The 23,182-nt window shown below is 52.3% G+C and carries 19 protein-coding genes and 1 riboswitch; of the genes, 7 read left to right on the top strand and 12 right to left on the bottom strand.

The genetic code is table 11. The features are described from left to right. Window positions 1–78: 78 nt before the first annotated feature. Complete coding sequence (locus D5366_RS06230) at window positions 79–1,596, bottom strand: Hint domain-containing protein (RefSeq protein ID WP_141492736.1); 1,518 nt, start codon at window positions 1,594–1,596, stop codon at window positions 79–81. Between the two features lie 405 nt (window positions 1,597–2,001). Between D5366_RS06230 and D5366_RS06225 the strand changes: the two genes are divergently transcribed. From D5366_RS06225 to ribH, 5 genes are all read left to right on the top strand, one after another. Next, window positions 2,002–2,892, top strand: a complete 891-nt coding sequence (locus D5366_RS06225; protein WP_141492735.1) for a peptidylprolyl isomerase — start codon at window positions 2,002–2,004, stop codon at window positions 2,890–2,892. An 80-nt stretch (window positions 2,893–2,972) separates the two neighbouring features. Further along, window positions 2,973–3,130, top strand: a riboswitch (FMN riboswitch). A gap of 128 nt (window positions 3,131–3,258) precedes the next feature. Beyond that, complete coding sequence (ribD, locus tag D5366_RS06220) at window positions 3,259–4,323, top strand: bifunctional diaminohydroxyphosphoribosylaminopyrimidine deaminase/5-amino-6-(5-phosphoribosylamino)uracil reductase RibD (protein ID WP_240775189.1); 1,065 nt, start codon at window positions 3,259–3,261, stop codon at window positions 4,321–4,323. Next, complete coding sequence (locus D5366_RS06215; protein ID WP_141492734.1) at window positions 4,308–4,946, top strand: riboflavin synthase; 639 nt, start codon at window positions 4,308–4,310, stop codon at window positions 4,944–4,946. Before ribD ends, D5366_RS06215 begins: the two co-directional genes overlap by 16 nt. Then, complete coding sequence (gene ribB / locus D5366_RS06210) at window positions 4,943–6,196, top strand: 3,4-dihydroxy-2-butanone-4-phosphate synthase (RefSeq protein WP_141492733.1); 1,254 nt, start codon at window positions 4,943–4,945, stop codon at window positions 6,194–6,196. Before D5366_RS06215 ends, ribB begins: the two co-directional genes overlap by 4 nt. Continuing rightward, on the top strand, window positions 6,193–6,672 hold the full coding sequence (ribH, locus tag D5366_RS06205; RefSeq protein ID WP_141492732.1) for a 6,7-dimethyl-8-ribityllumazine synthase: 480 nt from the start codon (window positions 6,193–6,195) through the stop codon (window positions 6,670–6,672). The genes ribB and ribH overlap by 4 nt, the downstream gene beginning before the upstream one ends. Before the next feature lie 39 nt (window positions 6,673–6,711). On the opposite strand, the gene D5366_RS06200 is transcribed toward ribH, so the two are convergent. The 6 genes from D5366_RS06200 to D5366_RS06175 form a co-directional block, all read right to left on the bottom strand. Further along, on the bottom strand, window positions 6,712–6,939 hold the full coding sequence (locus tag D5366_RS06200) for a tautomerase family protein (RefSeq protein ID WP_141492731.1): 228 nt from the start codon (window positions 6,937–6,939) through the stop codon (window positions 6,712–6,714). A 170-nt stretch (window positions 6,940–7,109) separates the two neighbouring features. Next, a complete protein-coding gene (locus D5366_RS06195; RefSeq protein WP_240775188.1) occupies window positions 7,110–9,437 on the bottom strand; it encodes a TonB-dependent receptor in 2,328 nt (775 codons plus the stop codon). A gap of 212 nt (window positions 9,438–9,649) precedes the next feature. After that, complete coding sequence (locus D5366_RS06190) at window positions 9,650–10,015, bottom strand: hypothetical protein (protein WP_240775187.1); 366 nt, start codon at window positions 10,013–10,015, stop codon at window positions 9,650–9,652. Between the two features lie 27 nt (window positions 10,016–10,042). After that, a complete protein-coding gene (locus D5366_RS06185; RefSeq protein ID WP_141492730.1) occupies window positions 10,043–11,515 on the bottom strand; it encodes an efflux transporter outer membrane subunit in 1,473 nt (490 codons plus the stop codon). Continuing rightward, window positions 11,512–14,688 (bottom strand): efflux RND transporter permease subunit, encoded by a 3,177-nt coding sequence (locus tag D5366_RS06180; RefSeq protein ID WP_141492729.1) that lies wholly within the window; start codon window positions 14,686–14,688, stop codon window positions 11,512–11,514. The genes D5366_RS06185 and D5366_RS06180 overlap by 4 nt, the downstream gene beginning before the upstream one ends. 6 nt (window positions 14,689–14,694) lie before the next feature. Next, window positions 14,695–15,894 (bottom strand): efflux RND transporter periplasmic adaptor subunit, encoded by a 1,200-nt coding sequence (locus tag D5366_RS06175; RefSeq protein WP_141492728.1) that lies wholly within the window; start codon window positions 15,892–15,894, stop codon window positions 14,695–14,697. A 117-nt stretch (window positions 15,895–16,011) separates the two neighbouring features. On the opposite strand from D5366_RS06175, the gene D5366_RS06170 reads away from it, so the two are divergent. Next, a complete protein-coding gene (locus tag D5366_RS06170; RefSeq protein WP_240775186.1) occupies window positions 16,012–16,689 on the top strand; it encodes a TetR/AcrR family transcriptional regulator in 678 nt (225 codons plus the stop codon). A gap of 10 nt (window positions 16,690–16,699) precedes the next feature. On the opposite strand, the gene D5366_RS06165 is transcribed toward D5366_RS06170, so the two are convergent. From D5366_RS06165 to D5366_RS06145, 5 genes are read right to left on the bottom strand one after another with little or no spacing between them, the layout of a single operon-like run. Next, window positions 16,700–19,228 (bottom strand): hypothetical protein, encoded by a 2,529-nt coding sequence (locus tag D5366_RS06165; RefSeq protein WP_141492726.1) that lies wholly within the window; start codon window positions 19,226–19,228, stop codon window positions 16,700–16,702. Then, window positions 19,225–19,896 (bottom strand): MotE family protein, encoded by a 672-nt coding sequence (locus D5366_RS06160; protein ID WP_141492725.1) that lies wholly within the window; start codon window positions 19,894–19,896, stop codon window positions 19,225–19,227. Before D5366_RS06160 ends, D5366_RS06165 begins: the two co-directional genes overlap by 4 nt. A gap of 7 nt (window positions 19,897–19,903) precedes the next feature. Next, window positions 19,904–20,377 (bottom strand): DUF6468 domain-containing protein, encoded by a 474-nt coding sequence (locus tag D5366_RS06155; RefSeq protein WP_141492724.1) that lies wholly within the window; start codon window positions 20,375–20,377, stop codon window positions 19,904–19,906. 15 nt (window positions 20,378–20,392) lie between these two features. Then, on the bottom strand, window positions 20,393–21,514 hold the full coding sequence (gene fliM / locus D5366_RS06150; RefSeq protein WP_141492723.1) for a flagellar motor switch protein FliM: 1,122 nt from the start codon (window positions 21,512–21,514) through the stop codon (window positions 20,393–20,395). Next, a complete protein-coding gene (locus D5366_RS06145) occupies window positions 21,511–21,975 on the bottom strand; it encodes a flagellar basal body-associated FliL family protein (protein WP_141492722.1) in 465 nt (154 codons plus the stop codon). The genes fliM and D5366_RS06145 overlap by 4 nt, the downstream gene beginning before the upstream one ends. 159 nt (window positions 21,976–22,134) lie before the next feature. On the opposite strand from D5366_RS06145, the gene D5366_RS06140 reads away from it, so the two are divergent. Beyond that, window positions 22,135–23,160, top strand: a complete 1,026-nt coding sequence (locus D5366_RS06140; RefSeq protein WP_170211020.1) for a lytic transglycosylase domain-containing protein — start codon at window positions 22,135–22,137, stop codon at window positions 23,158–23,160. Window positions 23,161–23,182: the final 22 nt, after the last annotated feature.

Here is a 23,182-nt window from a genome sequence, read left to right as displayed (position 1 = left end):
TCAAATGTTCACTCCCTGTCGCTGTTGCGCGCCAGAAGGCACCTCTGCCGTCCGTTACGGCAGCAGAGGGCTACGCATTCAGGCTGAACGCGCACTCAATTTCGGCGCTTCGTCGCTCAGCAAATATGTGCCTGACTGAACCTTTACGCTCAGGATTGCTTGCTCTTCTGGCTTTTGGCGATTCAACGGTAAGAAAGCATCACCCGTTGTCCAGCGCATGCCCGAATCTGCATCAAGTTCATGCCAACCCTCGAGGTTTGCAATCTCCTGATAGGTTGTGACACTGGTTTTGGCATTCCATTCAAAAACGTGAACGTCGCTAACACCAACACCAAAGTAACGGCGGTCATCCCAGTAAGGCCCGATCGTGTCACATGGACGCGATGAACGAGACAGAATTCTTACTGACTGAACATCCCCAGCAATAATGAAAATCAGATGCCCGTTTGTTTCACGAATAGGCTCAAGCAACAGGCCGCTTTCCGTTAACAATGCTACATTTGCGTTGTTTGTAACATCACGCTTGGCGGTATCAGCGCCTTTGGCACACGCCACGGCACGTTGCTCAATATTGCGGTAAATGGGCTCCACAACTTCCGCGCTGGTGCAAAGCTCAGCTGCTGCATCCTCAGCCCACGACTTTGCCTCATACCCCATAAAGAAAACATTACCGCTGCTGAAAGAGGAGCGATTGCCTGTATCGAGGTAGCTTTCTGTCAGCACACCATTCGCCATGATGACGGAGTGCTTAGCTGTCTCAATATGATAGTAATCGTAGCTTGCATGGCTCTTATCGTAGACGATGGACTGTCCATTCACGAGCATGCGCGCAGGAATAAATTTCCCATCAAAAAATAGGCAATGCTCAGCTGTAACCAACAAATCCCGCTCAGGTACACCCTCAGCGACGGCATCTTTTTTGATGCGAACCGGATAACCTGACTCATCATCTGTCAACTGAACATTGACCACGCATGTGGCCTGTCCAACCCAGCTCACAACGTCTGTTTGTTCTTTGCCATCGACAAAAACCGTGACCTCATCACCCACACGCACATCTTCAACAGCTTTTTCCGAGTGCGGAGTTTTAATCATTGCCCCCTTAAGGAAGCACAGCGATACGGACCGCCCGTCAGAAGGACGAAATGTCAGCGAAGAACCATTGCTGCCAGATTTGTAAGTCCACGACGTCTGATCCGTCCCAAAGCTTTGATTGTCATAGTTATGCACAATCTTGTCGCCATTGCGCATATTGACGTCTGGCGTAGATAAAATCCACCAATCAAGGCTATTTGACGAGTCTTTAATCAAAACAATGTTCGAAGACGAGGTCGTATCTATAATGCTATATGTTACATTTCTAGCAACACCATTAGCATCAACAAATGATATAGTATTGTTTGGCCCAAATGTTACTTTAACGTTATTTGAAAGAGTATTTTTCCCTCTTCCCACATTCCCACTATTTCCACCTACGGTGTACTCGTATTTCGTCTGATTTCTTGAGAATAAAAGACCATTATTATCGGTCTGGCTTTGTGAAATTGAAAGTTGAAGTACGTTCAATGTAAGCGTTGTATTTTGTGGCATTGCCATCTGTGAAAGGGCCTTTGTTTTATAAAAACTAACCTAATTATCTTAAAACAGACTATTGTTAATAAAAAGCTACTCGGTAATAGTATTTTCCGATGCCTGAACGTGTGAAAATTTTTTGGTCTCCTTGATAAAAAACAAATATTTTATTTAAATCAATGCTTTAACAATCTGCATATATAAAAACCTGATTGAAATATTATCGGTAAAACCGATCCTTTACACCATAAGACACAATAAAAAATAAATATGTACCACCTTATGGCCTGCAAAATAGAAATGTATTTATTTTTAAATTTACTTAATAGCTTATTATAATATATTTATTTCATTTTTAATCTAAACATAATAGATAATTATTTGTTATTACAAAAAAAATTATCATCAACTCTAACGTGGGAAGTATTTATGCAACGCAAACACCTTTCCCTTATTGCTCCTCTCTTGTTTCTCACAACAGTCGTCGCGCAAGCAGCGGCCCCCCCCCTCACTCCGACAGAAATTGTTGCACAAGCCCCCGCTTCAGCATGGCAAACCATACCCGCGGAAAACCTGCTTGTTATGACACTGAGCGACGGGCGGCGGATCAATATAGAGCTTGCACCTCACTTCGCCCCCGCCCATGTCTCTAATGTGGTGCGTCTTGCGCAGAATCACGCTTGGGACCGAGGCGAGATTGTGCGGTCGCAAGATAATTACGTCGCCCAATGGAAAATCCGCGATGAAGCCGCAAAAGCACCAAAGGGCTTCATTGACCACCCCCCTGCGGAATACGACATAGCACGCGCAAACGAACCGTTCCGACCACTCGGTTTTACCGATTCTTATGCACCAGAAGTTGGTTTCTTAGACGGATGGGCCGTCGGTAGCGACAATACCCATCTCTGGCCCGCCCAATGTTATGGCATGATCGGCGTAGCGCGGGATGTTCCACCAGATACCGGCAACGGGCAGGAATTATACGTTGTTAACGGTGAAGCCCCACGTCAACTTGACCGTAACTTGGCCGTCATCGGTCGCGTAGTCTCTGGGATGGAAATACTGAGCGCCCTACCTCGCGGTAAGGGGCCGCTTGGTTTTTACACCAACCCACACGAGAATATTAGAATACAAACTGTACGCCTGAGCGCTGATCTCCCTCCAGCACAACAGCTCCATATTCAGACACTCAAAACCAATACCCCAACTTTCGACGCCTATCTTGCAGCCCGTGCAGCACGAACAGACCCGTTTTTCGTATATGCCGCTCACGGTGTTGCGCTCTGCAATGTCCCTATTCCCTCGCGTGAAATTCCATAACATTGCACTAACCCACACATTAGATTCGACAGTTTTACTTGCAAATTTCGAATTAGCTCCCCATAAATTATCCATTGAACAAACGTTCTCAGGGCGGGGTGTAATTCCCCACCGGCGGTAATGTATGGCACTAGCTTTACAAAGCCCGCGAGCGCCCCAGTCACACAAGACTGGGGGTCAAGCAGATCCGGTGTAATTCCGGAGCCGACGGTCATAGTCCGGATGAAAGAGAACGCAGTAACGGCCCCAAGGGTCCGGCGTTGTGTACGGCATCGATGCGTCCACACATCGGCCTTGGAACTGTGCGGCGTGCGCCTTGGAAGCGTTCCTATCTGGAATGCCCAACCGGGAAGTAAGTGACGCGCCTTGACCTATGCACTCAACCCTTCTGCTTTAGCGCTCTCCCCAGCGCAAATTCGGCCGATATTTCATGCTCTTATCGCGCGGACTGCAGATACTCTCGGCGCGACGGCTCCTAATCCTTCCGTCGGCTGTGCATTACTAGATCGGCACGGTGCCGTTCTTGCGTCAGGCACACACCCAAAAGTTGGCGCCCCGCACGCCGAAATCATGGCCATTAACGACGCACACCAAAAAGGCGTTCTTGACCGTGTCCACACAGCTCTCGTCACATTAGAGCCATGCAACCACACAGGCCGTACCCCTCCCTGCAGCGAAGCTTTGCTCAACACACCAGCCAAAGATATTTGGATCGGCGCCGCTGACCCAAACCCAAAAGCTTCCGGTGGTGCTGTACGTCTAAAGACCGCACCGGGTGGCCGCAACGTCACGTTCCTGTCCGAACATGCAGAACTTGCGGACCTCGCCGAGGATTGCACAGCCCTGATTGCGCCTTTCACGCAGCGCGTATTACATCAGCGGCCATGGATCAGCGTAAAACAAGCTTGCAACGAAGCAGGCTCCATGATCCCCCCTAAGGGGCAGAAGACGTTCACATCGGCCTCCTCCCTGACATTTGCCCATCGTCTGCGCCGCGCCACAGATGCCATCATTACAGGTATAGGCACGGTACTGACGGATGACCCCTCTTTCACAGTGCGGCATATCCCTGACCATTCTAGTCGGGGTCCACGCATTGTGGTTGTCTGTGACCGCAGCGGTGGTCCCTTTGGCCGTGTGCCAAGCCTATGGCGAGCACGCATGGCCGAAGCTGGCTTTACCGTTTTGGTCAGCAACGACCTCGCCAGTGTTCCTACCCTTTTGGCAGAACGCGGCGTCAACTGGGCCATGGTCGAAGCTGGCCCGGGCCTCCTCAAAGCCGTCTCTGAACTTAACCTCTGGGACGATTGGCTTACCATTTCCAAAACCGACACTATCGACCGCATCGAACTAACAACGCAGCCAGGTTCCAACCCTCATGGATTGAGCCCCCTGCGCCTGTTGAGGGAAAAAACATGTTCTCCGGAATAATCGAACGTCTGGGCACCGTCCGTGCCGTATCCCTCCGTGATTCCGCTATGGACCTCACTGTGGACACTCACATCACAGACCTCGAACTCGGCGAAAGCATAGCCGTCAACGGCGTCTGTCTTACTGTCCAGTCCTTCGATAACACCGGTATTGCTTCTTTCCACCTCAGCGGTGAGACTCTTTCCCGTACACCTCTCGGTGCGCTCACCACAGGCGCTTTTGTAAATCTAGAGCGCGCTGTCGCAGCAAGCACCCGTTTATCTGGCCACATCGTACAAGGCCATGTCGATGGCGTAGCAATCCTTACAGGCCATTCCCATGAAGGGGATTCCCATGTGCTGCGCGTTTTCGCGCCGCAAGATCTGCGGCGTTATGTTGTCGAAAAGGGATCGATAACGTTCGATGGCATAAGTCTGACCGTAAACGCCCTCTACGATTCCATCACCTATGACGGACTAAAGGGCTTTGAAGTCGGTCTCACCATCATCCCCCACACTTGGGAGCATACGAACCTTTCCAGCCTCACTCTCAACACCAAAATAAATGTCGAGGTCGATGTCCTTGCCAAATATGTTGAGAATCTCGTGCGCTTTTCTCCGCACACACAAGGCACACAGCCATGACCCCACAACTCAAAGCCGCTATTGACGCCTACCGCCGGGGCGGCATGGTCGTCATGGTCGATGACGAGAACCGCGAAAATGAAGGTGACCTCGTCATGGCGGCTCAGTTCGCCACGGCCGAGGCCATTAACTTCATGGCTAGAGAGGCTCGGGGCCTCATTTGCCTACCCTTGGAAGCGGAACAGGCAGACCGCCTGAACCTGCCTCCTATGGTTGAAAAAAACCGTGACCCGCGTGGCACGGCCTTCACCATTTCAATCGAAGCTGCAACCGGGGTAACCACGGGTATTTCCGCCGCTGACCGCGCACGGACTATCGTTGTAGCCGCTCATCCTGATGCAGTCGCAGATGATGTTATTTCCCCCGGCCACATTTTTCCTCTCCGCGCCCACCCTCAAGGCGTCGTCGCGCGCAATGGGCACACAGAAGGCTCCATTGACCTCGCACGCCTAGCAGGATTGCAGCCCGCTGGTGTCATTTGCGAGATTATGGCCGATGACGGCAGCATGATGCGCCTGCCGGAACTACGGCGATACGCTGCCAAACATGGCCTACCCCTCATCAGCATTGCCGAGCTGCAAGCGTGGTGTCGGGTTAACGGACGCGACGCAGTGCCGGAAGCAACACCCGTCACAACTCCTGTACCGCCACCAGCAGAAGCCATCGCCTCATCTGCTTTACCCAGCTTATTTGGTGGGCACGATCTGCGTATTCATGCCTTCCGTGCTGTCGATGGGGTGGAGCATGTTGCACTTGTCAAAGGTGACCCCACCCAAGGCACTCCTCTTGTGCGCCTTCACTCAGAATGCGTGACCGGAGATGCTCTAGGCTCTCTGCGCTGCGATTGTGGTGCCCAACTCCGCGAAGCTCTTGAGCGTATTTCAGCGTCTGAATCCGGCGTTTTGCTCTATTTGCGTGGACATGAAGGGCGTGGCATCGGATTGGCCAACAAAATCCGTGCCTACACTTTGCAAGATCAAGGCATGGACACAGTAGACGCAAACGAGGCCCTCGGCCTGCCCGCCGACGCCCGTGAATGGGACGCCGCTGCTGATATTCTACGCCATCTCGGTGTGGACAAGCTCCGCCTACTCACAAACAATCCAGACAAGGAATCCAACCTTGTCCGCTTTGGCTTTAACGTCACAGCACGGGAGCGCCTCGAAATCGCGGCAAACCCATTTAACCGAGCATATCTTTCGACAAAACGTACCCGTATGGGGCATTTCCTGCAGGAACAAACATCATGAGCAAATCTATCCCCGTTGCCCCGGACCTGAAACTGACACCTGCACCGCGCCTCGCTTTGGTTGTCAGTCGCTTTAACACCGACATCACCGGCGGCCTGAAAAACGGCGCGCTGGAATGGCTCGGCGAACGCGACATCACAGATGTCGATGTCTATGACGCCCCGGGCGCATTTGAACTTCCCTTACTGGCGCAGCGCCTTGCCAAATCGGGCCGCTATGAAGGCGTTATTTGCCTTGGCTGTGTCATTAAGGGCGATACCGCGCATTTTGAGTTCATCTCTCTCGGCGCGACTATAGGCATCATGCAAGCCCAACTCACGACTGAAACACCAATCGCTTTCGGTATCCTCACCACCTATACCGAAGAGCAGGCCATCGCTCGCTCACGCAAAGACGCTGAGAACAAAGGCCGTGAAGCCGCAGCTGCCTGCGTCGAAAGTGTAGCATTTTTGCGTAATATTCCGGTTTCCGCCTAAAATACAAATGGCAGGCTCTCATCGGCCTGCCATCGCTCATTACATCGAATAACCAGGCTTTTTGTAGAGTAAGGCCTGCTTTGCGCTGATATCAGGGTTATAAACCTCGTCGTGCCAATCATCTGGCGCAATTTCTTCAATCCCGACTGAAACAGATCTTTCCTTACTGCCCAAAATCCGGATCACGTCCCGAGACAGTGCCTCTGCTAGTTCCTGCTTTTGCTGCTCTGATTTACCCGGCCATAATTTTACAACGATATGCGGCATGACATGCTCCCTATAGCCCGTATGAATGGAGCAAATACCCAATCATACGCTCTTCCGGATAGTGCCGCGTATCGTCATTTTTTACCACTGAATCGCAGCATTCTGCCTCTGCAGCGCACATTTAAAACGGCGTGCTGCGCTTGTTTTAATCAAGCGCGCACTTCGCTGCGTTAGAACGTGATGCCGACGTTCCCCAAGAATATCCGGCCCGACTGCGGTACAGCCCGTCCGAAGGAAAATGCCGAGCTATAATTCACATGATTGGTCAGGTTGTTCGCGTTAAACTGCACCCGGTAACGTCCAATTTTGTAAGACATCATTGTGTTCAGCGAGAAGCCATACGGGACGCGGGCATTGTTGGATTCATTTGCAAAATAAGCACTGTTATAACGCGCACCACCACCGATAAGCAGATCACCCTTTTCCTGCCCCAGCAGCAGACGGCTCAGGTCATAGGTTGTGAAAATAGAAAAATTGTTGCGCGGCAGCTGTGGTGCTCTTTTTCCGTCGTACAGCGCGCTATCCCGGACTTTTCCCGCCATGTAAGCGTAATTCGCGTAAATGCCCCAATCGCGCGTGATCTGCCCTGTTGCACTAAGCTCCACACCGTGCGTCCGACGGCCCGATCCAGAATCCAAAGAACCAACAATAAGGTTCCCAAGTGGATCATAGGCAAAAGAACGGTTCTGATTAATTTTGTAGAGTGCCGCAGTCAGGCCAAGTCGCTTCTGCAAAAGATCGGCTTTGGCCCCCACTTCGTACAGATCACTACGCTGGGGGCTGAGGTCACGTCCGTTCGCAGCAACATCTCCATTTCCCTCCGATAGAACAACGAGGGATGAACCATCTGCACCAACAGGTTTATAGCTACGAGAATACGTAAAATACGCATTGATCGCATCATTGAAGTTATAAATAAGGTTGGCAGAAGGGCTGAAACGGTCTGACTTCTGGGATTGCGTTCCACGATTGGCCGTCATTGCATTCCAATACGTGCTCTCAAAGGAATCCCACCGAACAGCACCGGAAACCATCACGTGCTTCGTCAGCGCGATACGGTCCGAGATGAATAAACCTAAATCACGAAATCCCGTGATACGCGTTCCCGTTGAAGGAAACGTAATACTTACGTTGGAATAGTCATATTGTGGGTTAATCAGCTTCTGATTATTCACACGGTTCACGTACGTTCCCAAGATGCGGGCATCACGGTTATAATTAATATCTACGCCAGCACGAACATCGTGAGAGAACCGCCATGTGCTGACATTAGCATGCAGCATCGAGATGTTTTGCACACCATAACCATCTTGGTCATAAGCCAATCCACCGCCCGCACCGTAGGGCAAGTTGGGATTTTGCCCCCTGAAAAACGGTGCTGCACAATTTGTGGTCGTTCCGCATGTGCTGACAGCAGTAGCGGATGTGAGGCGATGGTAGTGACTAAAACGCGTGTCGTTGCTCACGTCCAAAAACGCCGTGAGCCGCGACGAAAGACTGGATGTCAGCATATGCACATCCGTATTGTTCTTATCAAAACTCCGCGCATATGTAGTTTTTGGTGAAAGACCGTACTCTGTAATCGGCGCATACTTACCCGTTGCCGACGTTGGCGCACCGTTAATGAGCAACATGGGCACACCGTAATCCGGGACTTCACGGCCCTTCAGCCATTGATAGTTTAGGTGCCAGGTTGTGTCCGTATGTAGACCCAGCCCTAAATCAGCCGCAACGCCATACCGATCCGAGAAAAGATTGTTGCGGTTTACAATATCCTGCTTGTTGTACATGCCGTTAATACGCAACGCTGCATGCTCACCCAGAGCGCGATTAATATCCAAAGTACCACGGTATTGCATGCCACTACCAATGGCCTGTTCCGCATCAATCTCGTTGTGCAAATTTGCTTTTTTGAGGTTTTGATTAATTACACCGCCCACATTGCCTGCGCCAAAATAATTGCCGCTCGCGCCTTTGATGACCTCAACACTCTCCGTATTGAACATGTCGCGTGTGTATGTTCCAAAATCCTTCAGACCATTGACGTAAACATCGCCACGCGCCTGCTGACCACGAATACGGAACTGGCTACCATTCAAACCACCAGCTCCCTCCCCGGTGGAGAGTGTAATGCCCGGAACATTTTCTAGCGCCTGCTCAAGCGTATAGTCTTTTTGTTCTGAAATAAGTTCTTTTGGTACGACGTTAATTGTCTGAGGCGTATCGTGCACTGTACCCGGCATCCGGCGAATACCCAGAGCTTTATCCTGAACATTGCTTGAATTCACATCTGTCTGGCTATGGACACGCACGGTCGAAAGCGAAATAGCCGAAGCTGACGCATTGGCAGCATCCATGTCATGGGCTTCAGCAGTTTGTCCAACATGAGCCAGACCCGCCCCCATAGCCAGCATAGCAAGCGTTTGCCACTGACGCGGTGTTTCCTGCGCGTGACCCTTGGCCGTGAACAGACTGAAATCAGGCATTTTATTGGACATTCGTTTCACTCATTCAGCGCTCGTAGCGAGCCATAAAAAAAAGTTTATGCAGCGACATAAAGAGGCTGGCTTCTTAGAAATTTTTTCCATTTGTTGCAACTGATAATTTTTATCAACTAAGAGTGACAATCCGTAACACACAGCCAAGGCACAAAAAAACCCGCCCCGCAATGCTGCGGAACGGGCTAAAAAATCTAACGAGTGCTAGAGTTCTACTCGTTTGAAGGTGTCATATCCGCCTTCAAAGGCTGCACCCGCATAATTTTTCCGTTTTTGTCGTAGTAGAAAACCGAATCGCCACGGCGCTCAGCCCAGCCATCAGGCTTTCCGTCTTTTGTACGGAACAACAAACGGAAGGCATCAGGCTGTTCAATAACTTTATCCCCCGGTGGGCGATAAGTAAAACGGCTGAAATCCGCGTGGTTCTTAGGTAATGACGAGCTGCGATACAACTGGTGCATGTTAGGCTTGCTTGGGCCATCATCATCGGCACTTTGCGCACGCGCTGGGCCGCACATTGCCATCATAAAGCAAAAGCCGGATACAGCCGCCAAAGGAAGAAAATTAACTCTACGCAAAGTGTTCTCCAATCTTAAGACGTAAACCTATCGGCTTACTGTCTTGACCTGTGCAGGGCCTTCTACTTTAGGCGAAACTGTTTTCGCACTCCAGCCACCCCCCAAAGCACGGTACACGGTGACCAAGTTAGCAAACCGCGCCGCTTGAACCGTAATATGGTTCTGCTGCGCCTGATACAGGGTCCGCTGCTGCTCCAGCGCCGTAAGGTAGCTGTCTATGCCCGCATGATAACGCATCATTGCAAGGTCATACGCACTTTGAGACTGCTGGACCAAGTTCGCCAAATGCTTTTCTTGCGCCGTGTAAGTCTCACGTGCCGTCAAAGCATCCGACACTTCGCGGAATGCAGTCTGCACAGTTTTTTGGTACTGCGCGGCCGACTGCAAAGCGCGTGCCTTGGCTATATGCAGATTGCCCGAGTTTTGGCCCCACGTGAAAATAGGTAGTGAGATTGATGGAGCAATGGACCACGTTTCAGCACCCGGCGTGAACAGATGACGGAACTGTAGGGCGCTTGTACCTTCAGAAGCCGTCAACGTAACACGCGGATAGAAGGCCGCCCGTGCAGCGCCAATGCTGGCATTCGCCCCCAGCAACGTGTGCTCAGCTGCCTGAATATCCGGGCGTTGCAACATCAGATCTGATGGCAAACCCGCTGGCAAATCGCTCAACATCGTCTGGGCACCAAATGGTGCAGGCGCTGGCAGGGTTGCAGGCAGCGGCGTACCAACAACCAGTTGCAGAGCATGCTCGTCCATTGCAACAGCCCGCTGGTACTGCGCTTCGTTCGCTGCTGCCTGCTCAACCTGCGTGCGTACCTGCGCCAATGTCAGCGCATCAGTCTCGCCATGGTCAAAAGCCATCTGCGTCAAAGACAAAGTATGCTGCTGGGAAGCCAGAGTGCCCTGTGTCACACGCAGCAACTCACGATCACCCAACCATTGGATGTAGGTCGTTGCGACCTGCCCGACCGTTGTGATGAGCAAATTACGCGCATTTTCAGCGGTGTTCAAAGCTGCTTCAGCTTCTTGGCGTGACAGGTTGCGGATCCGTCCCCACAAATCGATTTCATATGATGAGAAACCAATAGAGGTCTGGAAGAAGCGCAGCGTTCCTATGCTCCGGCCGGAACCTGGTGCAAAGGCAAAACCAGCCGTGTCGGACGGAGACATAAACAGGCCGCTACCACCAACCGAAATTGGCGGAAACAACGATGCATGCTGCACCTCGTACTGCCCTTGCGCTTCAGCAACAGCTGCGGCCTGAGCAGCAAGGTCACGATTATTCTGAAGAGCCAGGGCAATCAACGCTTTTAGGCGTGGATCGGTGAAGAAATCCTGCCATCCAAGATCAGCCACCTGCGCTGCCGCCTTGACGCTTTTCACGCCAGTATCTGCGGGGTACGCGTCCTGCACACTTGATGCAGGACGGTGGTAATCAGGCGCCATGTTGCAGCTTGACAGCATCAACAGCGCGGCAAGTCCAAGACGGATTTTCATGCGCCGTGCTCCCCATGTGCGGACATATCAGCATTCTCATCCAAATGAGCGTACGGGTCCTCGCGATCCTTGATAGGCTTCACGCGGAATAGCCGCAGAACGACAACGAAGAAGACAGGTACGAAATACACCGCCAGAAGCGTTGCTGAAAGCATACCGCCAACCACGCATGTACCAATCGCAACACGCGCTGCTGAGCCTGCACCTGTCGCAATCGCCAGTGGGAAAACACCGCAGACGAATGCGATTGACGTCATCAAAATCGGGCGCAGACGCTCCCGCCCTGCTTCCAGAACCGCTTCTTCTAAAGAGCGGCCTTCTTCAAAGAAGGTTTTCGCAAATTCAACGATCAGGATCGCGTTCTTCACAGAAAGACCAACCGTGGTCAAAAGACCAACCTGGAAGTAAACGTCGTTGTTAAGGCCACGTCCCAATGTTGCGGCAATCGCCCCAAGCACACCCAAAGGCAACACCAACATTACCGACAGTGGAACTGCCCAGCTTTCGTACAATGCAGCCAAGCACAACAAGATGACAATCGAAGCAAGAACATAAAGCGGCCCGGTCGCCCCTGCTGATGCTAACTGCTCGTATGACAGGCCTGTCCACTCGTAGCTGACACCATGCGGCAGGTGGGAAAGGATTTTTTCCATCTCACCCATAGCTTGGCCAGAGCTTGCACCCGGCGCTGGCTGACCCTGAATCTCATAAGAGTTCATGCCGTTATAGTCTTCGACCTTCTGCGGGCCGCTGACCCAATGCCCTTCAACGAAGGCATTAAGCGGAACCATCGTACCCGAAGCGTTACGAACGTACCAACGGTTGAGATCTTCAGGCGTCATACGCGCCCAGTCACCACCCTGAACGTAGACCTGCTTTACACGGTCATTACGCATAAACTGGTTGACGTAGGTTGAACCAAACGCGCCTTGTACCGTCGTGTTGATATCCGCGTTGGACAGTCCGAGAGCATTCGCACGCTCGCGGTTAATTTCCATTGCAAATTGCGGCGCATCTTCCATGCCGAGCGGACGCACAGCTTGCAGCAGTGAATCGCCAGCAGCTTCTTTAAGAACTTGGTTACGCGCTGCCAGCAATGCATCGTGGCCCAGATGCCCCGTGTCTTCTAACTCGAGGTCAAAACCTGTCGCGTTGCCCAATTCCATGACTGCTGGTGGGTTGATGGCAAAGATCTGAGCCATCGGGTTCATCCAGAAATGCATCATGACCTGACGGGCAACCGTCATAGTCGTATTCTGCGATCCCGGGCGCTCATCCCAAGGCTTCATACGGATAAAGAACGCACCCGCACTTTGTCCTTGGCCAGCAAAGCTAAAGCCCGTCATCGTGAAAACAGACTGCACTGTTTTCCCGTAATTCTTCAGTACATATTCTGCGATCTGATGGTTAACGGCGGAAGTCTGCGCAGCCGTTGCACCGGGGCGCATCGTCACCTGACCGAAAATGATACCTTGGTCTTCATCCGGCAAGAAGCCGCCTGGCACGCGGTTAAAGAGGAAAACCACTCCAACCGTCAGAATAAGAAAAGCAATCATACTCAAGACAGGGCGGCCAACCATGCGACGAACGCCGCCAAGGTAACCACGCGTCAGGCGCTCAAAGTTACGGTTAAACCAAGCAGCAGGCCCCTTTTCAGGAGCTTTATGCGTTGGCTTCAACATTGTTCCACACAATGCCGGTGTCATCACCATCGCCACCAGAACCGACAGCCACATTGCTGCAACGATGGTAATGGAGAACTGACGGTAAATAACGCCGGTAGACCCGCCAAACGCGGCCATTGGCAAGAACACAGCGGACAAAACCAGCACGATACCAACCAGCGCACCAGAAATTTCGTCCATGGATTGGCGCGATGCTTCACGAGGGGATATTCCCTTCTCGCTCATAACGCGCTCGACGTTCTCAACGACAACAATCGCGTCGTCCACCAACAAGCCAACGGCTAGCACCATAGCAAGCATGGTCAGCGTGTTAATGCCATATCCCATGGCGGAGAGCAGGCCGAATGTTCCCAACAACACAACTGGAACAGCAATTGTTGGAATCAACGTGGCACGGAAATTTTGCAGGAAGATCAACATAACTACGAAAACCAGAGCAATGGCTTCGAGCAATGTTTCAATAACTTCGTGGATGGAAAGAGTGATGAACGGTACGGTATCGAGCGGATAAACAACTTTCAGCCCGGGTGGGAAGTTTTGGCTTAACTCACCAATACGCGCACGCACAGCCGAGGCCGTTTTGAGTTGGTTGGCACCAGGCGCAAGCTTCAATGCCATCGCTGCTGCAGGGTGGTTGTTGTACATTGAAGACAGCGCATAGCTCTGTGCTCCAAGTTCAACTTGCGCCACATCCTTCAGACGAACTTGGCTGCCATCTTGCTGCACTTTAAGAAGAATCTGCTCAAACTGCTCGGGCTTGCTAAAGCGCGTTGGGCCAAGAATAGTCGCATCGAAGCCGATACCTTTCTTGGATGGCAGACCGCCCAACTCACCAGACGCAACCTGTACGTTCTGCGCTGAGATAGCACTCTGAACATCACCGACTGTCAAGCTGTAGTTAAACAGCTTTGCCGGGTCCAACCAAATACGCATTGCATATTCGGAACCGAACAAAGTGTGGTCACCTACGCCAGACACACGCGAAAGCGGATCCGAAATGTTGGACGCTACATAATCCGAGATATCTTGGCCGCTCATGCTGCCATCTTCGGAAATGAAAGCCGCTACCAGCATGAAGTTCTTGGTCGCTTTGGTTACCGCAATACCTTGTGCGGTCACTTCCTGCGGCAAACGAGGCTGGGCTAGCTGAAGTTTGTTCTGGACCTGAACCTGCGCAATGTCAGGGTTTGTGCCCTGCTCAAAGGTTAGGTCAATTTCCATCTGACCACTCGCGTAAGACGAGGCCGATAGATATTCCAAATGGTCCAGACCGTACATTTGCTGCAAAATCGGGCGGACAACAGTGTTGTTCACCGTCTCAGCAGACGCGCCCGGATACGCTACGCTAATAGCAATCTGCGGCGGAGCAATGCTCGGATACTGCGCGATTGGCATGCGGGTGATAGCCACCCCACCAACCAGCATGATGATCAGACCGATAACCCATGCGAAAATCGGTCGATCAATAAAGAAACGAGAGAGGTTCATAGTGTCTTACTCCGCCTTTCCAGCGGACTCAGCAGATTCTTCCTGCGGGGATACTTTCGCGCCGGGCTGAATCTTTTGCAGGCCACTGGTTACAACACGGTCCCCTTCTGACAAGCCCTTTGTGACCAGCCAGTTTGTACCAACCGTGCGCGAAGCTTCGACGTGACGCATCGCGACAACATTCTGCTTGTCTACAGTCATGACAAAGGGATTACCCTTTGCGTCACGTTCAACCGCAACCTGCGGAACGAGTATGCCCGTAGGGTCAACACCTTCTTGAATGCTGGCATGAACAAACATTCCCGGCATCAACAAACGATCGGGATTCGGGAAAACTGCCCGCATGACCAATGTGCCGGTGGATGGGTCTACCGTGACTTCGGATAATTCGAGCTTACCAACCTGAGAATAGGTCGAGCTGTCTTCCAACTGAAGGTGGACCGCTGCATCATCGCCATTACGTTGCAACTGACCACTCGCCAACTCACGGCGCAAACGCAGCATGTCCGCAGCAGGCAGATTCACGTCAACATAAATCGGGTCCAAACGCGTGACGACAGCGATAGGCTGTGTCTGATTAGCGGTCACCAGCGCACCTGGCGTGTACAACGTACGGCCGATGCGACCATCAATTGGAGCAAGCACACGCGTGTAGCGCACGTTCACCGCAGCCGATTCAACATTCGCTTTCGCCTGCGCAACTTGCGCAGCAGCTTCACGCGCAGCCGCCAAAGTGTTGTCGTATTCTTGGTCACTGATCGCATGCGCGCGCACCAACGGTGCATACCGGCGAAGCTGACCTTGCGCCCTTACTGCCGCAGCCTCAGCGTTTTGCAACTGTGCCTTTGCTTGGTCGTAAGCCGCTTGGTAAGGCGCTGCATAAATCTGGAACAATTGCTGCCCAGCTTTAATTTCTGCACCCTGCTCGAAATTGCGCGAGACGATCACGCCGCTAACCTGCGGGCGAATCTCACCCTGCTCAACAGCATCAACACGGCCGGGCAGTGCCGTATCGAGCGATACCGGCTGGGTTTTGACAGTATGGACAACCACTGGCTGCGGCGGGGGCTGTTGCGCAGCAGGTTTCTTATCGCACCCAGCGAGCACCAAAGGCACGCTCAGCAACGAAAAACCTCTCCAGATGGACAGGCCTAAATCAAGCGTTCCCTTCGTGGAACGGGGTGAATTCTTTTCAAAAGAAAGCATGATACTGAGCCAATCCTATGATAGAGAAACTTGCTAGTTTCCTTTATTGGGACGGAAACTAGCCGGTTTCCCCCAATGTCGTCAATTCGCTTACCCAAAAAGCAAGGAGTTAATTTTTTGACGCGTCCCGTCCGAACACAGTCTGAGCCCACTTCTTCTGCACCGTCTCAGCAGCGCTGCGAGCGACGCCATGATGCCCCGGACGAAACCGCGCGTCGAAACAGAATTCTTGACGCCGCATGTGCAGCTATCCAGCAGCACGGGTACCATGCAGCTTCCATGGACAACGTTGCCACCAACTCGGGTATGTCCAAGAAAACTCTTTACCATTTCTATCCATCGAAACGCAGTCTGTTTGAAGCGGTGATCCTTGAACGCTTATTCACACAAATTGTTTTCGAGCCTGACCCCAAAGACAGCATCGAAGAACAACTTTTCCAGCTGACTTTTCGCACGGCCGAATCGCTCTTCAGCCTCGAGAAAATTAATTTGCTTCGCTCTGTCATTGCTGAGAGCGGCCGTAATCCGGAAATTACGGAGCAAATTACGCAACTGTTTGAAATTTCGAAAACAAACTTCCCGATTCAGGACTGGCTAGAAACCCAAGTGCGCCGCGGTATTCTCGACATTCCTGACGTACATGACGCCGCAGACCAGTTCTTCGGGAGCGCCCTTGGCGGAACTCTTCTGTCGCATCTGTGTGCTTGTAAACGGCCCCGCACAGGTAAAGTTTTGGAAGACTTTATCCGCTGCTGCATAAAAAACTTTATCAAAGCCCACATTATTGCGCCTTGAACACAGTTTCTTAATCCTCAGCAGCATGACCTGTTAGAATGCGAAATAATTCCGCAGAAGATGTAGCTATCATTGCGGAACGATAGCGTGCCCATAACTGTCCCTGCGCCGCAGCGTCATGCGCTCTGGAAGCATCTCCCGCCGCTTGCAAAATCAGCGCGGCCTGAGGCTTTGTCAGAGCAGCGTTAGGAGTAGCATGGCCCAGCATGGCTTCGATTTGTTTCATTCGGCCAGCTTCGGCTTGCGTCCAGTCCTTTATTTCTTCGGCAAACTCTCCCTGCAAAGCATAAGACAAGGGATCAGTAAGCGGCTGCAAAATGGCCAATGCTTCACTGATTTTACCCTGCGCTTTCAGCAATCGGGCCTGCAAACAGGCCAGCTGAACATCCGGGGCCGATTCCGGCGCTGCCACACCAAACGAAGCCGCGCCAGCTTTAGGAAAATTGGCCAAGTCTTTTTCCGCAACATCGACCGCGCCAGTCGCAAGATCCAGCTCTACTAGCCGGGCAAGCCTCTTTCTTGCGGCATCATCAACACCATCAGCCTCGATTTGCCTTAAAGTATCCCGCTCATCGAATGGCAAGCCCAGCGCACGGTACCGCTCAGCCAGAGCATAGCGAAGGACACGTTGCGTTGCCTTTGGGACAAACGCGTTCTGAGTGAGCACTTTGTTCAGTAACGCGGCTTCTGTGGCCTTTTGCCCCATATCTTCGGGAACATGGTCCAACATACCTTGCGCAATACGCCCCAAAACCGTTTCTTCTTTGGGCAATAAAAGATGCGGTTTTGTCTGCAAAAATGCCGTCAATGCATCGCGCATTTGCCCGGCGTGCAATTGCGTCTCCAACAAAACACTTTGAGCCGCCGCTCCAATACCGGCCATACGAAAGCCCGGCATCAAGCTACCAAGCTCACGTGTAGCAGCATCTTCCGCTATCCTACCTTTGGAGAGGTCACGCTCAATTTTCATTAGCTTTGCTTCTGGCCAAATACGCGGTGAAGCACTGTGCGTGAGAGCTGCCAACTCCTGATCAGCATCGGGTAGGTTCTGCCTCACAGCCCAAATGGCCTGTGCCAGAGCTTTTTCGGGCACATCCGGTCCATTCCCGAGCAATTTCTGGGCGGTTTCGTCCCCAAAATGGGCAATCCACAAAGCCGCAGGCCCAAACAAGCCGGCTTTTAAAGGGGCAGAGTAAGAGGAGAGAGCGGGCAAACCTGCGGCAATCATCTGCGCTGTACGGGCTTTTTCGGCCGCATCACTTAAACGAAATGGTAGGCTCTTTGACCCATTGCGCGGATCTGTCGGAAGGGTCCGCATCATCCCCCGCCAGAACTGATCCTCCGGCGCCGTACCACCATCATCCAACAAGGCTTCGTCACGGACACGCCCTAGCAATACGGAAGCAATTTGCTGCAACCGCCTTACGTCACTACGACCTGCTGCTTCGGGCTCGTCCTGCACTATTGTGCGTAAAATCTGATCCGTTTGTGCAGCCAAGCCTAGCCGTGCCGTACTCTCAGCAAGACGTATACGTGTGTTTAGCTTCTCCCCCGGTGACGCCGCTGAAACAGCGAACCAGGCATCCCGTAACGAATCTTTCAAAGACTGCGGGGAAGCATCGCCCAGAGAAACAGCATTCATAGACGCACCGCTATCGGGCAAATTCCGCAGCGCAAAAAGCGTTTCCGTTCCTGCCCCGATTCTATCCAGAATAAAGCGCCCTGAAAGATGCCTCAGTTCAATTGCATCATCATCCGCAGCAACCACCAACCCGATGAGACTGGGCTTAACAGCGTAACCATTCCCCCGAATGTTGCGCTCAAATGCGACACGACCCGACCGGGCCATACCTACCAAAAGGCGCCTCCCCGAAACGGGGTCATCAATTTGTACACTGTCCAAAGCTGTGTCTTGATCAGGGGGCGAAAAACTCAACCCATGCTCCCACCGCCCAAGAGACATGTCTGCCTGCACAGGGGACGCAGTCGAAATTTCCCAACCTGCACCTTGCGGCTTTGCGCCAATTTTCAAACCATCCGGAATTGTCATGGTAATCACGGTTACACCGGGCAGGACATGACATTTAACTGGCGCAAAAGCCCCAACAGCCAAACTACCAAGCGTATCCAGCCCAAACTCGCCCCGTGCGATCAAAACCCCTGTATGCCCCTCCTGAAACATAGCAACGGGCGTACGCTCACCAAGGGGTAGCCAAATACCCGTTACAGCCTCAGTGTTAACCGCATTGAACGAGGGTTGAGCCGCGCTCTCTGGAGGAGGCATAGGCTGGGCGCCCCCATCCGCTTCATGCAGCACAGTCCACCCCACGGGAAGCGTGAGCATACCAGACGGATTTGATAGAACATGCTGCTCACTCCCCGCGGGAGCGGCAGCGGCAGCGGTAACAGCCGCCTCGGCCGTGACCGGATTTGGCCGCCGCATATGTTTGTGCTTGCGGTGAACGACCCCATCCGCTGCACCGACATGCCCTGCCCCTATCGCAAGCGCAAAAACAACGGCTGACCAAAACGCTCTCATCCATTCTGGCCCGTCAATGGCATAGGCTGATTATGCGTATTTGCTAAAAGCTGCGTAGCTAAAATTGCTCTTTGGGGTGACATGACCTCTAAAATGGCCGAGGCTTTACGAGGTGTCATACGGCTCAGCAAACCAACACCAATTCTTAAATCCATAATATTGAAAATTGCGGCAGCATCGACTGGGCTCATTGCTTCATAAATTTTGACCAGCCGATCCGCGTCTTGGTCAATCAAATGAGCTGTCTGCTGACGGCTTGAATCCAGTTTGCTTCGAGCATCGTTCAAAGCATCTAACTTCTTCTGCAATTCACCTTCGGCCGCTTCGACAACCGCTTGCCGCTCAAGCAAATTGCGCTCACGCCTCTCAAGCTCTTTTTGCCTTTCAACTAAAGAAGCCTTCAACAGCGGATCAAGGGGAGCTGGTGTAACGCCATCTCCTGTGCATCCCCCACCAGAACAACCGTTTTGAACAACAATCTTTTTGGCGTTGTCTTTGTGCGTAATGGCCGGTGCTGGCGCTGCGGCTTCCGGAGTGGCCTCTGCACGTGCAGCCTCGAAAACGGTAAAGGGCCCTGCACCCATCCACTGCGATGCCAAATCATAAGTAACCGCGCTTATAAGTAACACCAACACCGCGCTGGCCGAGTACAACAAACGTAGCAACATCGATGCCTCACCCCTGCTTTTGGCGCAACGCGCGCAAGAGTTCTCGTTCGGCTGCGCTCTTACCTAGCCCACCCGTTGCCTCCGCAGCGGCCGGCGCTGCAACCCGAGACGCGCTACTACGGCCCCGCAAAGAGGAGACGGCCATTGGTTCAGGCGGCTTTCTCTGAAAAACGACACCTTCCATTTGCCCGGCTAGCGCCTCTGAACGCTCACACAGCGCGAGCAGGTCTTGTTTCAAGGCCTGTCCCGCTTCCACCGTTTTGGCCAAAGCACGCCCAACCCCATCACTGGATTTCTGGAGTTGGTTAATGCCGGTTTGCGCCTCAGCACTATAATGTCGAAATTGCGCTACCATCTCTTCCAACCCGGAACGATCACGACGCAAGGCCTTCAATGACCTCCCCAAACTCACGCCAACAAAAAGAGCAATTACCATTATAAGTAATAGTAAAAACTCCAGAATAACTTGCACCATGATCATAAATAATCGTCCAAATTATATATAATTTACGTTGTTTGACTTAGATTCTCTCCCTATGAGAACCTCCTCTATACAGACTGCAACATTCCCCTGTTTTTTACCTACACGTCCGTGAAACAAGGTTTTTTCGCCGCAGCACAGGCGTACTTTTCCCTCAGGGTTACGACGTATGATCAGCTGATCCCCTGGCGCCAAAGAAACAATGTCGCTCAATTGCATGACTTGCTCTTCCAAAACCGCATCAAAAGTAATGTCTGTCTGCCAGAGTTCTTGGGCCAAATGGTTTTCCCATATGCCGTCATGACCGAATTTTTCGCCCATAAACTGTTGCAGCAAAATTTCGCGAACCGGCTCTAACGTGGCATGCGGCAAAATGAGATCTACATCTCCGCCCTGCCCATCCATATCAATGCCAAAGCGAGCCATGACGACGCCGTTTGCAGCTCTCGAAATCGTGGCAAAACGTGGGTTCAGTTCCAAACGCTCAAAACGGAAATTAATGGCGCATAACGGGCTGAAGCTTGTTGATAAATCTGACAAAATCATGCGCACAAGCGGCTCAACCAAAGCCCGCTCAATCGCTGTATGATGCCGCCCTTCTTGTCGCTCTGCTGCTTGTGCAGCACCAATAGCCTGTCCCCGGTCACGGCCGCCCATCAGCGAATCAACCACGCTATAAACGAGCGAAGAACTCAAAACGAGAATACCGTACCCGTCCCATTCCTCGGCTTTAAAAACTACAAATGTTGAGCGTGGAGACACATTGTCCAAATAGTCCCCGAAACGCTGTGACCCCAAGCGATCCATAGAAAGTTCGACATTGTCGCTTGTGAAATTTCGCAGACTGGTCGTGAAAATTCTTAAAAGCCGGTCAAACACAACCTCCAGCATCGGCAAGCGTTCATACGAAACATGTGACGAACTTATCAGTCGGGTGAGGCCGGTATCGTCTCGTTCTCCCCCTTGAAAAGAGGCATCACCGCCGAACAAACTATCGATTTCAGCTTGGTTTAGAATGCGACCTTCGTCTTCGTCATCCTCTCCGAAATCAAAGTCATCCATCGAAATGGCTTGCCGAGGGAAAGGCATCTCTTCCGATGCAGCTTCCGCAAGAAAGGTTGTGTCCTCCTCATTCATTGCACAAGAACCTCTACAAAAAAGAGGTCACGCACGGGCAGCGGGGCAAGGATATTCTCGATTTGCACCAACATCGTCTCACGCAGGCGGTAAATACCGACCCCTTCCATTTCATCTGGCCTCATACCGTGCAGGCAGGTCTGGAAAGCATCTTGTATTTGCGGCATCAAAAGAGCCATTTTCGCGGCGTCCGGAGCTCCTTGTGTCTGCACACGAGCCGTAATTTTGACATACCGCGCACGACCATCTCCCGTATCAAGGTTAGACACGATTGTTGGAATAGACACGATGGTTAAGGCTGCTTTCTTCTCATCATGTACGGGCGTTTGCCGATGAAACTTCTGAAATCCAAACACGCCCAGCGTAGCCAAAGCTACTATTACACCGCCAGAAACCAGCAAAAACATACGTTTTTTACTTTTCTTTCCGGTTTCGTCTGCTGTGTCGGGACTCGTACTCATCACCTCAAAACCCTTCCTGTACAACGCAATTTATCCTGCGCTCAGAAGGTTAATTTTAGGTTTACAAGCCGCCATTTCCGTACCGTATCCGCTGGGCTAACAGTCGTATTGTTAGTATCCGGCTGCTCCAGCCAGCGTTCCCGCTACGACCGCTACAGCATGGCTAACCCTGCATATCGCGCACCTGGTTCTGCCGCAGATCCTTGGGGCCCTTATATTCGGGAAGCCTCCAACCGCTCCACCGTGCCAGAAAGCTGGATACGCGCCGTCATGCATCAGGAATCTGGTGGACATGAATATTTAGACGGCCAGCCCATCACATCCAGTTCCGGGGCCATGGGCTTGATGCAACTCATGCCCCAAACTTACGCCGATATGCAGGACCGGCTTAACCTCGGCTCAGATCCTTATGAACCACACGACAATATTGCCGCAGGGTCTGAGTATATCGCCATCCTGTCACGCAAATATGGCTCCCCGGCTTTTCTCGCAGCCTATAATGCGGGGCCACAACGCCTTGAAGCATATCTCAATCAAGGGCGCCCACTCCCCCATGAGACGGTCGCCTATGTCGCAGCCATCACCCCTCACTTAGGGGATACTCCTCCCGCAGCAACATCCTCTGCCTCGTATTCGTCGGCCTCTTCAATTCAGGCGGCATGGGCCAACCGTAATTATACAGCCGTGCCACAACCCTCGGTCGCAGCCCCAACACGCCTCTCAGCCCCTGTATCATCTGTGCCATGCGACCCAGACGCAGCTTACGATACGGCTGATAATTGCAGCATGCCGACGTCAACAACACTTGCTCCGCCCAGCCCGACACCTACCTCTCAAGCATTACCAGCCCCGCCAACCTGGCTTCCCCCTCCGCAAAACGACCGCGCCCCCAACACCTCAACGGCTGCTCCCGTATCAGCGCCACCCTCCCATTACGGAAACTGGAGCGTGCAGGTTGGTGCCTTCAACAATGCAGGACAGGCACGCTTTGCAGCCACAATGGCCCGGCAAGCATCCTTCTCTTTGCTGCAAGCAACACAAACAGTTCTGCAACCCGTCGTTATCAACGGCCGGACACTCTGGCGGTCACGGTTGGTCGGACTGGATTCCCATAGCGCAAGTTCCGCCTGCCGGCAGTTAAATGCCCAAGGCTTGGCCTGCATTGCCAAACCACCGGGACAGTAACGCCTTCTTCCCTGCAAACAGC

The sequence above is a fragment of the Neokomagataea tanensis genome (genome assembly GCF_006542335.1).
Lineage (GTDB): Bacteria > Pseudomonadota > Alphaproteobacteria > Acetobacterales > Acetobacteraceae > Gluconobacter > Gluconobacter tanensis.
Note: the sequence above shows the minus strand (reverse complement) of the source record. Positions and strands in the feature narration are given on the sequence as shown.